This window comes from Alteromonas sp. KUL42, from assembly GCF_006538325.1.
Classification (GTDB): Bacteria; Pseudomonadota; Gammaproteobacteria; order Enterobacterales; family Alteromonadaceae; genus Alteromonas.
On sequence record NZ_BJKK01000021.1, the window covers coordinates 18605 to 31923 of the forward strand.

Annotated in this window: 11 protein-coding genes; all 11 read left to right on the top strand. The window is 40.5% G+C overall.

From position 1 onward, the window contains the following. The first annotated feature begins 2 nt into the window (after positions 1 to 2). The 11 genes from EYR97_RS19245 (at position 3) to EYR97_RS19295 (ending at position 13313) form a co-directional block, all read left to right on the top strand. The gene (locus tag EYR97_RS19245; protein WP_165478108.1) at positions 3 to 779 is read left to right on the top strand and encodes a DUF3438 family protein; all 777 of its coding nucleotides are present in this window, start codon (positions 3 to 5) and stop codon (positions 777 to 779) included. Next, a complete protein-coding gene (locus EYR97_RS19250; protein WP_131095455.1) occupies positions 780 to 2243 on the top strand; it encodes a hypothetical protein in 1464 nt (487 codons plus the stop codon). It begins immediately after the preceding gene. Continuing rightward, positions 2203 to 2559, top strand: coding sequence for a hypothetical protein (locus EYR97_RS19255; RefSeq protein ID WP_131095456.1), 357 nt, complete (start codon positions 2203 to 2205; stop codon positions 2557 to 2559). Before EYR97_RS19250 ends, EYR97_RS19255 begins: the two co-directional genes overlap by 41 nt. Continuing rightward, entirely contained in the window at positions 2559 to 5411 is a 2853-nt protein-coding gene (locus tag EYR97_RS19260; RefSeq protein WP_131095457.1) for a conjugative transfer ATPase, read from the top strand. Before EYR97_RS19255 ends, EYR97_RS19260 begins: the two co-directional genes overlap by 1 nt. 344 nt (positions 5412 to 5755) lie before the next feature. Then, positions 5756 to 6490, top strand: a complete 735-nt coding sequence (locus tag EYR97_RS19265) for a hypothetical protein (RefSeq protein ID WP_131095458.1) — start codon at positions 5756 to 5758, stop codon at positions 6488 to 6490. Beyond that, complete coding sequence (locus EYR97_RS19270) at positions 6487 to 6924, top strand: hypothetical protein (protein ID WP_131095459.1); 438 nt, start codon at positions 6487 to 6489, stop codon at positions 6922 to 6924. The genes EYR97_RS19265 and EYR97_RS19270 overlap by 4 nt, the downstream gene beginning before the upstream one ends. Before the next feature lie 7 nt (positions 6925 to 6931). Then, a complete protein-coding gene (locus EYR97_RS19275; protein ID WP_165478109.1) occupies positions 6932 to 8488 on the top strand; it encodes a FecR domain-containing protein in 1557 nt (518 codons plus the stop codon). Positions 8489 to 8493: 5 nt separating this feature from the next. Beyond that, entirely contained in the window at positions 8494 to 9792 is a 1299-nt protein-coding gene (locus EYR97_RS19280; RefSeq protein WP_131095461.1) for a hypothetical protein, read from the top strand. Next, positions 9793 to 10497 (top strand): hypothetical protein, encoded by a 705-nt coding sequence (locus EYR97_RS19285; RefSeq protein ID WP_131095462.1) that lies wholly within the window; start codon positions 9793 to 9795, stop codon positions 10495 to 10497. Positions 10498 to 10510: 13 nt separating this feature from the next. Continuing rightward, entirely contained in the window at positions 10511 to 12148 is a 1638-nt protein-coding gene (locus EYR97_RS19290) for a GspE/PulE family protein (protein WP_131095463.1), read from the top strand. Further along, on the top strand, positions 12135 to 13313 hold the full coding sequence (locus EYR97_RS19295; RefSeq protein WP_131095464.1) for a hypothetical protein: 1179 nt from the start codon (positions 12135 to 12137) through the stop codon (positions 13311 to 13313). The genes EYR97_RS19290 and EYR97_RS19295 overlap by 14 nt, the downstream gene beginning before the upstream one ends. The last annotated feature ends 6 nt before the right edge of the window (positions 13314 to 13319 follow it).

Sequence of the window (13319 nt, forward strand, 5' to 3'; positions counted from 1 at the left end):
CGATGATGTTTTTTCTTTTACTTATATTCTCAACACCATCTTCTTCTACATTGTTTGTAGAAGGTGGGGAAGGCAGTGATATTGTCGTCAAAGTTCCTTTTGCTAAAAACACTGATAAAAAGGTGGTTTTTGATGAACCTGTTGCGTTAGGCGTGACATCATCATTTCAAAAGGTGATTCGTACCCAAAACATTGGAAACACGTTGTATCTAACCGCCATTAACAAAACAGATCGACGCTTTCGTTTAGTTGCGAAAGGAAGAGAGTCAAAAAAGACATATGTTCTTCTAGTCTATGTAACGGATGACCAAGGCGATGCTGAAGACATCCGTATTATCCCTCAAGGTGCAAAAGTTAGTGTTCAAGGTGGAGGCGGTTTTTCAGAAGAGATCACTCCAATTCATTTGACGCGCTTTGTATCCCAAAATCTTTACGCCCCTGATTACGCAATAGAGCCCTTATTAGGAGCTAGACGTACAGTTCTTTCACTTCCCGAGCGTATTGATTTTATTCACGAAGGCGACGGTTTAGAAGTATCACCATTGGTTGCTTATGAAGGGGGAAAATGGACGTTAACTGCGTTGAAAGTAGTGAATAAAAGTTCCATCACTAATTACAGTCTTGATAAAAAAGGATTAATGAAGTTTTATCCACGATTGAACGCTTATGGTGTCGTTGCGCAGCATAAGTACTTAGGCGTCGACAAAAACGATAATCACTCTGTTGTCTATGTGATTACAGAGGGGCCGCTAGCTGAAAATATTAAAGTGGGGTGGTAGATGTCTGAGAAATTAACAACATCACCGGTACTTAAACTTACTGCGATTATTGGTAGTTTTTTTCTTCTAATTGTTGGCTCTTCATATTTATTTACGGATGACATTGAGCCTAGTGGTAAAGAAACTGGCTCCCAAAGAGCAAAAAGCACAGCTGATGGGCAAGGGCCTAGTGCAGGGAGTGAACCTGGTCAATTGACAAGTGATGTGAAAGAAGTTTTTGCCCGTTTGACAGAGGCAAATACCAAACTGGAAGAAATGAATAAAGAGTATAGAAGCTTAGAAAATGAAGTGGAGTTACTTAAAAAAACAGGTAAAGGTGGTGAAGTATTGCCACATGATGAAGGTATGTACGTTACTCCAGAGATGTTAGAAACGAAGCTGAACAGCTTGCTAGCAAAGCAGAGTGAAGGTTCGTTGGGTAGCAAGAACATGACGGTGGATGGTTCTGCTGACGAAGCAATTCTTAATTTTAGTGGGGCTCAAGAATCACGTAGCGGCAATAAAGGAACAATTGGGCTAGAGGGCTATGACTATCATGTACAGGGGGATTATGCCCCAGACGGAGAGGTCAGTTGGATACTACCTGAAGGTGAGAATGAAACTGAACAAGGTGGTATCACAGGATTTTTGGAAGAAGCTAAAGTTAACTTACCTTTTGAAAGTGAGCCGTTAAAAAGTGATCGAGAAAAAAGAAGGGAGAGATTAATACAGTACGCAACAATTGATGCAGATGCCATTTTTTTTGGCGCGGTTGCTCTGAATTCTCTAATCGGTGTAACACCTTCTGATGGGGGGGTTTCGTCCCCTTTTCAGTTTAAAGTTGAGTTAGGTCAAGAGAACTTGGCTACGTCCGGTGTGTATATGCCCGATATAGCGTTAATGCGTTTTACAGGCTTTGCTGTAGGTGAGTGGTCTACTGGATGTGTAGAGGGAAAAATTACAAGCGCCACGTTTGTTTTCAATGATGGTGCGATAGCGGTAATAACACCCGTAAAACCAATGGGCAATAAAGACGCGAATGGCGCGATTGGTTATTTAAGCGATAAATACGGGACACCTTGTATTAGAGGTGAAAAGCACAGTACGTTAAAGGAATACGCGACTGTAGCTGGGAGTTTAGCTAGTGTTGCCAGTGCTGGCCAAGCTTTGAGTAATGCGCAGTTTGATGTTCAATCATCGCCTAACGGCATTGCACAAGCGTTTACTGGTAGTCAGTTAGAACTTGCAGCTGGTAGTGGTATTAGTGGAGGTTTGGAGTCTATCAATAGCGTAATAGCACAGAGATACGCGAATGTTAGGGATATTGTTGTCGCTCCTGCCGGTGAATATGTAATTAACATGACTACCCAATTAAATATCGACTATGACCCAAATGGTCGTAAGTTAATTAATGACGATTTTGATAAAGAGTTGGAGGAATACCGTGCTAAACAAGCAAAAACTAATAATGATATTAGTGGTTAGTGGTCTTGTTGGATGCGCTTCTTCAGATACCAATATATTCGACCATGAAGGTAAACCCACCATGCTTGAGATGCATGAAAAGCATAAAAGTGGCCTTTATGGATCGAGGATTGAGAAGGCCCGTTACCAGTTTGGAATAATTGACTCATATCATGAGGAAGAACGAATTGATTTCCAAGATGATCTACGTTTGCCAAATCCAGAGCTTAATATGGTCGTATTTCCACATCGAAGTCGAGATGGTTCTGTCAGTCCGGAGTTGGTAAAAAAATTCAGTATGTATGAACGTGTCCACTATCAGGTAGGAGGGTATTAGTGAGTTTATTTACCCTTATAAATGAGAAAGCAGATAGTTTTCTAGATGCATTTAGAATACATGATACATCTCCACGAGATATGGTTACTAGTGCTGATATCAGAGCACAATACCAGCAACCTTCATCATTTACTGATCGCCTTCCTTTTATCGAATATATATCGTCAGAGCAGATGTTTTTGATGCATGACTGTCACAGCGTTGCGGCGGCATTTGAAATTAATACTATTAATACAGAAGGTTTCCCAATAAACACCAAAGCAATGTTGCGTGATGAGATGATGCGAGTGTTACGAGACACTGTACCTCAAGAAAGCAATAACCCTTGGGTTGTCGAAGTATTCTTTTCAAACACATATAGTCTAGATAAAGCGGTTGGTGCTTTTAAAAGCTTTGAGTCGAGAAGTCGTAGTACGGTTCATGATGGCGTTAAAAGAACGCTTGATGAAATGTATGAGCGTCACTTAAAAGGTATGGCAGGAGAAAAGGGAATATTCATTGATGAGCAAGTTACCAAGTTACCATTTGGCGGTAAAGAGACAATTGGAAGAATGTTCATTTATCGTAAGAGAAATCGAAAGATTAAGTTAGATGAATCACCCATAGAAGAATTAAACATCATAAGAGATCGGCTAGTTCATTCAATTAAAGATATTGGTGGGACAGGTGTCGATATCAAAAACATGGATGGGAAAGGGTATTACGACTGGATGTTCAGATGGTTTAATCCTAACCCTGAAGTGACAAATGGTGACACCGAAGCGGCTCTTGATTTGTTTCCCTATCCAGGTGATGAAGATGTACCGGCAGGAAGAGATTTTTCTGGCATGCTGACTATTACTCCTCCTAAATCGGATGTAAGTAAAGGAGTTTGGGAGTTCGATGATGTTTTGCATCGTTATCTCCCCGTTGCCTTAATACGTGGCGCTCCTAAGATTGGTGTTTTCAGTAGCCCGACAGATGGAACATCGTTATTCGACAAACTTCCTAGTGGTACTACGTTTGCCATGAAGATCACATTTGTGAGTAAAGATGATGTTGAAAAAGACATTGGCCAAATTGAAAAGGCCGCAGTGGGTGATGGTGCGATTGCAAGTGAAGCGCGAGAAGAAGCAGCTCACGTTAAGGAGCTGCTGCTAAGAGGGCAAACCTTGTTACCAGTTGAAATGGGATTTTATGTTCGTGCTAAAACAGATGGTGATTTACGTAGAACAGGAAACAAAGTAAAAACAGCAGCTGCGAGTGTTCAACTACAAATTGTCGAAGATAAGTACGACATAAAAGCCTGCGATAATTATTTTAGGATGTTACCAGGTAACTATCGACCTGAACTTAACAAAATTAGGTCTACGACATTAAAAGCGTCTCTTCAGCACGTAGCTAATTATTTTCCTTTGCTGGGGCGAGGTAAGGGTTCAGGAAGTCCAGTCCAAATGCAATTCAATCGGGGTGGGGAGGTAATGTCGTTTGACTCGATTGGAGATAGGTTGTCGAATTCGCACAAGGTAATAATTGGGGGGAGTGGAGCTGGAAAATCAGTTAAGTTGGTGGAGGAGTTATTTCAATATGTCGCCCAATATAATGCGCAAGTGTTTATTATCGAGAAAGGTGACTCTCTTAAGCTTGCAGTCGAGTATTTAGAGAGGCTTGGTAAATCCACTAATCAAATTAAATTAGATTCACGTAGTAAATCTATTCTTCCTCCCTATGCTAACGCTTATAAAGCCCTAGCCGCAGAACAAGACATAGAAGAAGCGATAAATGATCCGAGAGACGTTGTGGCTGATACCTATGCCGAAGTAGATTCAATTCCGCATGCGTCAACTCCCCCCCCAGACGACTTGGTAAATTTTGGTATTGATGATGATGATGGCGAAAAAGATTACTTGGGTGAAATGGAGTTAATGACCCGTATTATTGTGACAGGCGGTAACGCTGAAGAGAATAATAAATTAACACCTGCTGATCAGTCATTTATCCGTCGAGCTATTCTTAACGCAGCAAAACGGTGTAGTGAAGAAGGTAAACCTCATCCTTTGGTTTCTGATGTTGCGGAAGAAATGAAACGTTTGATGGAATCAGATAAGCGGATGAGGGAAAAGCATTTAGAACGTGCTTATGATATGGGTGAAGGTATGAATAACTTCACTCTTGGGCTTGCTGGGAAACTATTCAATGGTTACGGTGAGTTGTTCCCTAATGTTGATATAACACATATTGATTTGGGGGATACCGTTAAGGCAGGAAAGGAAGCTGAGTTGGCAGTTGCATACGCATCAGTACTTAATTCAGTAACAGATCTAGCGGAAGTTAATCAGTACTCGGGTAGACCAATCATCGTGATTACAGATGAAGGACACAACGTTGTTAGCAAAACATCAAAAGCATCAGACATATTAGTTCCAGCTATTGTTAAAATCGTTAAGATGATGCGTAAGCTAGGCTGTTGGTATTGGATTGCTACACAGAATATTAAAGACTTTTCAGATGAGGCAGGAGCATTGCTTAAACTGGCCGAATGGTGGGAAGTACTTCTAGTACCTGAAGGCGAAGACGATGACATTGCTCGGTTTAAGCGCCTAACAGATGATCAAAAAGCTATTTTATCCAGTGTCACTAAAGACCCGAGAAAGTACACGGAGGGTTTTATTATGTGCGCGAATAAGAAGATTAACAATCAAGTATTTAGAAATATTCCCCCTTCAATAATACTAGCTTTGGCGATGTCAGACCCTGATGAAAAGTTAGCAAGGGCATCAGTGATGAAAGAGCACAATATATCCGAACTTGATGCAGCGATATATATGGGCCAAGAGTTGGATAGAGCAAGAGGGTTTGCTGACGTTGCGTAATCTATTAAAAAATTCTTCATGTAGAAATGTGTGTCTTTACTATTGTTTGGGAGTGACAATTGTGGGCTAGGGGAAAATAACTGACGGGACAGATTGTGGTCAAGTCCATTAGGATTGTCCCTAAACTGTCCCGTCAGTTATTCACCGATTTCGCTGCGCGAAAAGTCCCTGTTGTTGAACGACCCATGCCAAAAAAGCTTTATATATCAGTCTTGATATAAATCTAAGTAATTTATTCCTTCCTCTAAACTGCACTAATTACCTCTTTCAAAGAATATTTTTTTGCCGAAAAAAATAACGTTTTTTGTCAGTAAAATGTGATTCATTGATTAAGAGGTGAACACATGAAGTGTCTTTATTTATTCGTTTTGCTTGCTCTTTTTGGGTGTGAAGCAACAGATAATAGGTTTCATTCGAGAGAGCGAGAGCCAAGCGGTGTCATCTCTTTTCAAGATGATTCAACGCAATTTAATAATGTAGTGGGCTGGAAAAATATTGTTGGTGATAGCTCCGCTCTCATCGTTGTTAATGCGCATGAAAGTAATTCAGAACTAGCGATGCGTCGTGCTGAAAAAATAGTAGGCGCAGTGGGTGATTCGAAAAATCTTTACGTTGCATATCGTTACACAAACCATCGAGAAGATTCTGGGTATGTGGAAGTGTTCACGTTGAGTGAAAGTGAGGATGTCAACGACATACTTTCAACTGTTCAAGCAAAGACATTGGATCTTTCAATAGGAAAACTTTTCTCAGAAGAATTGGTGAGAGGTCTAGAGCGTGATGTATCGAGACTTACTGTTGTTGTTCCAAGTGATATTACCCCCGTTGAACAGTTAGGAAAGTTGGTTCAAAAGTTTGGCTGGAGGCTATTAGGTAGTCCGGAATTAAAGGACGGTAATGGAGTATTGGTTAGATCATTCAGTTTTGAGATGACATTAGTTGTTGGTGATAGAGAAATGTTAACAGAGATGGAAATTACTCAGTTAGTCAATGAGTGGTTGAGTCTCTATGTCGGAGAGTCCAGCGAATATCATGTGTCAGCAGATGTCGTTGAGAAAGGAGTTTTAATCGAGTTATGAAATATCTTGTATTCCTAATTTTGATGCTGAATGCATCAGCGCTTTTTGCAAAGCAGAATGGGCCGGTGATTACAATGAAGCGTCTGGATAATCAGCCTTTGATGGAAGAGAGAGGGTTGAACATTAAGACTAATGTGGATGAATGTCCGGTTCGTGAACATGACTTGCGTGAGGTTTACTGTGCTGCTTTGAAAGATGGGTTATTAAAACCCCAATTAGAGGCTGTAGTTAATAAATACCTCCCTGGTAAAGATGTTTTTTGGGGTAACTATGAGGGCAATCACGAATGGTATGGCAATAGTGCGATTGAGGCAGAGTCAATCGAAGAGCTCTTGAACAGTATAACTAGCTCATACGGAACCCCACCAAAAGGCATTGAGTGGTATATCCATACAAATGTTGTTGAGTTCGTCTACAGAAAGCCAAAGAGATAAAAACAAGATGATTAAATATACAATTTTACTCGCGTCGATTCTCATCATCGCAGGGTGCGCTTCAAATGTGCTTGAAACATTGAGCGGCGAGAAACAAGTAGAATATAAAAACGAGGCGAAGCGACTTTTTGATAATGCGTATCGGAATATTCCTAAGAAGCGTGAATATTCAAATGGTGCGGTAACAAATAAATACTTTGTTCCTCCACACCATGACGATATTACGTATCCCGATTGGTACTACTTAACTAAGTCATTTTCATTTAAAGAAACTAGTTTGAATGAAATTATGGCTATTCTCCAAAGCGATCATAACGTGCTTGGTAAGATTGAAAGTGCGAGCGTTAAAGACAAAAAGTTCCCCTTTGTGTTTAGTGGAAAAATCGGCAATGCACTTGAGAAGATGTCTGTGCTTACTGGTTTGGCGTTTAGTGTTGATGGTGATTTAGTTACGTGGAGTGAGTTTGAGACGGATTTCTTCCGTGTGAGTGTTCCTTCCTCAATTCATAGTTTCAGAATTGGGGAGCGAGATAGGGATAATGAGCAGCAGCAACAGCAAAGCTTTGGTGGGTTTGGCGCTACTCAGATGCCTTTGCAGTTAGTTCAAAATGATAGTTATGTTGAGACAACTACAGGGGACAATGAGCAGTTAGATGCTTGGTCATCTATGGAAAAGAATCTTAAGACAATGATTGGTGATGTAAGTGAAGCTTTCGTTTCATTTGACCGTTCATCGTCTGTCATGATGGTTAAGGCATACCCTCATGTCGTTAAGCAAATCAAGAGTTATGTTAGGGCGTTAGAAGAAGCCACTATGACTCAGGTTGTTTTCGATTTTCAGTTTTTAGAACATAGGAATACAGATGGAGCAAAGGGCTCACTTAATCTTGAGCTTATAAAAAACAATATCAATGTAGGCTCGGCAAGCACATCATTGAGTTTGAATACACCTTTTGCAACATCTCTACTCAGTGATTTTAATCCGGTGTCGTTGGGCGCGAACGTGTTAAGTGGAGATTGGAGTGGAAGTGAGGCGATCATTGAGGCGCTGAATCGCTCTGGTACAACAACTATTTTAGATAGACCTACACTCATCAGTGCGCACAACAAAGCTGCAAAATTGGTAAGAGGACAGGATGAGGCTGTAGCAACGTCATCCGGTGGCGGTATTAACCAAGCTGGGGCCGTGAACAACATATCTACTAGCGTCTTGTCTCTAGGAACAGAGATTACCGTTGTTCCAACAATTATGGATCGTAGTGACCGCGTATTTGTTCAGCTTGATATTCGTCAAAGCGATCTCGTTTCGAAAGATGTTTTCGAATCTGGTGATTCCCGTGTGCAAACCCCACGAACGAACAAATATAACTCTGTAATAAACTTCTCTGCTCAAAGTGGGGAAACAATATTGATTGCTAGCAACGTTAGCAATAAGTCTGAGTATTTGAGCGAAGATGCTGGCCCTCTTTCATGGTTATTAGGTGGTTCAAGAGCTTCAAATGAAGAGCAGAGCGAAACATTAATATTGGTTACACCTCGTATCATTCGCCCGAGTTATAGGTAAGTGCTATGCAGAGTGTTAAACCAAGTAACAAATCTTTTCTGTGGGTTATAAGTCCTTACCGCGAAAAATTTAATTCTGGTGCGGTAAGAGCGTGGTTACAGGAGCATGCGAAATCCTATCATGCGAAATATGTATGTCTTAAAGACGGTCATTGCGCGTTTAGTATTTATGAAGGTATTGACTTTGGTCGGACTCTTACGGTTGTTCGCTCATCTAAAAATTACCTATATATTGAAAGCCGCCAAGAAGGTTATGTATTCGTTCATGTAAAAAATGGCAACCTTATTGAAGACAGAATAATTCAAGAGCAACAGGGGTTGGTCGATTCACTAAGACTCCTCATTGGTCTAAATGGTCACTCATCTAGTGTTGTCTATGATGTAGAGCATTACGGCCTCGAACATGCGACGACAATACTGGAATACATTGAGATTATCACTGGAGAAGAGGGTAGTTGCTCTGAGCTTTCAAGTAGTTTGTTTGACAGTTTAGATATATCGTCATTATCTCCAAATGAAGTCTATGAATTTGTTGATGTTGATGCAGCGTTTAGGACGTTATCGGACTCTAAAACCCAAAAGCTGACTGCTAGCGTAGTCGCGTTTATTGCATTGATGTTGTTTCTTTGGACAAACGGCTTTTTTGAAACCAAAAAGCTTGTTGAAAGAGTTCAACTGATTGATGAATTCAGTGATTTTACAACGCAGTTAACATCGAAATCAGCGCTATCGTCACGGCTGGTTCAAGACTATTCCATTCATAAACTGATCAAATCAGAGCTCAAGCAATGGGCATTATACAAAGTCACTCATGAACATGAATCAATTCGATATAGCGTAATAAAAATAACTCATCTGTCTACCTTGCGAGAGGTTTATAAGTTCGCCCAAAAGTACGGTATGGCGGTTGTAACGCAGAATGGTGCTGTTGAGCTTGTTGCTGGCATTGTCCATGAGCCTATTTTTCAGTCTGAGGAAGAGGTTAGACGATATGACTTAGATGACGTAACAGTAAATATCGTTGATACGTTAGCCGGTGTCACACCATTCGCAGGTGTAGAGATTATGGGAAAAACGGTTAACAGGCATTGGTCATCTCAGGTCATGGGCGTAAAGATGAAAGTCGCGTCACCTCATGAGTTGATGCGAGTTGCTGCTGTCGTAGACGGTTATCCGGCACCTTACCCAATTTATTACAGCTACTGTGATGGTAGACCGTGTTCATATGATGTTTCGCCAAATGGTGAAATTAAAGGTGAGATACGCTTTACGGTAGTAGGTATTTCAGAAGAAGAGAATAGCTAGATGAAAAAGAAGAATGCTTTAGTAAATGTTTTATTGGTTATGTTGGTTTTATTTTCAGTTAGTGCGTTTGGTATTTGGTATCTAGAAGTTGATCTTGGTGGCGTTACAGCATCTGAAAGTAATTCACTTGTTGTACCAAACGGATTTTCTCACATGGGTACGAAAAGTGATGGAACTGAAATTGTTCATAACTATACAAAGCAGCCGCCACCGAGAGCAAATGTAACGCAAACCTCGGAAGATGCATATGCAAAGTATGTAAACAGTCTCCCTACAATTACTGAAAAAGTGGTCGCAGAAGAGTTTAAAACACTTAATGTCTCTCTTCAGAATGCAAAGCTATATGCAGATACAACAGAACTTTTTTTACGTGGTAGAGAAAATGAAAAGCTTATAAGAGAGCTTGATGGAGTAAATGAAGAAGAGGGCAGAAAAGATAGTTTTGTTACAGATGAAAGTATCGCACAGCGAATCGTTATGGGGGAAGTAGAGACAGAACAATCGTTGCTAAATGACATCGTTCTAAAGGGAATTGTGGGCGACGATTCTGGATTTTATGCAGTAATTACTGATGTTGAAGGAAAGTATTCCTTCAAGGTAAAGAGTGGTCAGAAGTTTAAAGGGAGTTTAGTCGTAACACATATCGATGAAAAATACGTTGTCATTAGTGATGGTACTGATGAACGTACTATCAATGTAATGTAGTGGGTACATAACTATGATGAACGCGTCTCATACGGTTGATGAAGTCAATTATCAAAGCCTCAAAAACGATGGCTGGTCTGTATTTTCGCCCTTAGCTTCTGAGTGTTTGAGCTACTTTGGAAGTGGTGATGCTAAAAATCTTAATACACGTTATTTGATCGTCTTATGCGGTAAGAATGAGAAAGAAAAGGCGATGATTTTATCTACAGCTGCCACAGCAGAGCATTTTGCAACTCAGTTGCAGAACATACATAACAAGCTGGATGTTAATCATCGTTTTGTACATATATCTCGCTGTGTTGGAAGAAAAGAAACATTAGAAAGTTTCTTGCGAGATGCCAGAGAGATAAAAAACAATGATTCTTCAGCCAAGAATGTTGAAGTGACAGAAACCACTGCTATTTCACAATTTAAGGCGCTAGTGGCAGATGCAATCGAAAGTGGTGCATCAGATATACATTGGTGGGTTGATTCCATTAGTGGGCGAATAGCGCTCCGCATAGACGGGGAAATGAAGAAAGAAAAGGGGCTGAACAAAGTTGAGTCTCGTGAAATGTTGTCGGCTGTACTCCAGCAATATGCACCAGGTTTTAGGGGGTATGAAAGTGATAGTCGTCAGATAAACCTTCCCATTGACATTGAAGTAGATGTTAGAAATCCGGATACAGGTATCAAGGTTAAAGAAGGCGTTCGCTTGCGTCTCAATCGAACAGGAAGTTCCGATAGGCTTGGGTACAAAGCGACACTTCGTATTCAAAGAAGGCAGCGAAAGCACAGTGATCTTTCATCTCTCTCATATGAAAAAAGTATGCAGGAACAACTTAAGGGAATATTAAATGAACCGTATGGAATATTTATAGGTACAGGCAAAGTTGGTTCAGGAAAAAGTACTTTAATAAAAGCGCTAATGGAAGGGATACCATATACGAAAAGCGGATTGTCTATCGAAGACCCAATTGAATTCGACTATGAGCATCCTAATATACATGCGATTCAAGTAGATAACAAAGATGAGGCATCTACCTTAGAAGCGTTACTTCATGCGTCATTAAGACAAGATCCTGACTTCATTAATGTATCTGAAATTCGTACACCGGAAGTCGCGGAAGATGTACTTGGGCATGCTCGTGTAGGTTGTGTCATGTTGTCGACGCTTCACACTAATGACTCTATTACTAGCTTTGATAGATTGTGTGAATTAGGCATAAGTCCAAAGGAGTTGAGTAATACAGATTTGTTTTTAGGGATTATGTCGCAGCGACTTATGAAAAATATGTGTAGTCGTTGCAGCTCACCTGTTGAAAAGCATGGAAGGACAGTTTTCATAAGAAACAAAGAGGGATGTGAGCATTGTAATAGTGGATATGTTGATGGGCGTATAGCGGTAGCGGAACTTCTTGTTCCTGATGAAGACGATGCGCGTTTTATTGAAAATAAAGCATGGCTGGAGTGGAGGAAGTACCTTCTTTCGAAAGGGTTCAAAACGCAAGCTTTGCGAGCGTTAGAATTATCTACCGAACGGAAAGTTTGCTACAACGATTGCGCAGATAGCGTTCCCTTTTTCAAGAAAGTTGATGTGCATTTAGAGCATTATCAGAGTCCTTCATTAGAAAAGGCTGCCGGAGAGGAGGTTCTGAATGAGCAAGCTTAATTCGACTCCATTTGTTGGCCCTATGGTGAATATTCTCGTCAATTTTGGTGACAGATTGGGTGTACGTGTTTTCTTTGATGATGCTTACAAGGCAATGTTGATGGCATTCAGGAGCCCACGTAAGCAACAAGTCCAGTATTTGATTGATTTTGACCAGTGGGTAAAGGACGGTGCGAACTTGTTGGATGCTGTTAGAGAGATGAAGACAGCTGCTTTGCGTTTGGGTAAAAAGCGAAGTTTTCCATATAGAGCGTCTGTTTCGATTGAGAAAGCCTTAGTTAATGGTTTGACAGTATCTGAAGGGATGAAAGGAATATTCAGTCAAGATTTAGTTTCTTTATTCCGTGTTGGGGAAGAGACTCAAAGTATTACGTTATTGTTTGAAAATTTCATCAAACAAGAAGACGAGCGGAGCGCTGTTTTCAAAGGTGGTGTTAAGAGGCTTGTCTATCCATCTATATTACTGCTTTTAACTTTCTCAATTCTTGTTTTGCTCGACTACATTGGCATTCCGAAAGCAAAAGAAATGGGAATTAACCTTGAACTGTTAAGTGGAATTCCTGGCACAACGATTAATCTAGCACGAGGAGTTACTACATATCTGTTGCCAGTTGTATATCTACTCTTCGTGTTATACATATTTTATAAGATCACAAAAAATCATTACGTGAGTCAGTGGGGATTTCTCCCGTCACGAGATGCATTTGACAAAATATTTCCTTATTCAATTCATAAAGAGTTTGTCGCTATGGGGATCGTTCAGCGTATTGGGTTGTTATCGAGCGTTGGCATGCCTTTGGGAGCCGCTGTAAAGACTCTGATGAAATCTGCGACTCCATATGAGCAAAAGTATTATCAAATGATCAGCATAAAGACCGGAAGCTCTACGGGTTCTGTTGCTGATTATTTGAACGTTGGACTCCTTAACGCAGAGATATTTCAGCGATTGAGTGGCGTTGCAAGGCAAGAAGGAGAACATACAAAAATTAAAGCGATTTTAGCTGCCAGCAGAGACAGCGGTACAGTTGCTAAAAAACGACTAGATACGATGCTTTATGGGGTATTAGTTGTTCTATGGTTACTTTTCATCGTCTTTGGTGGTGTTACTGGCTTGGGCCTCTCACTGGCCCCTTTACAATTTAAAAATATTATTACTATCAATTAAGGAAGT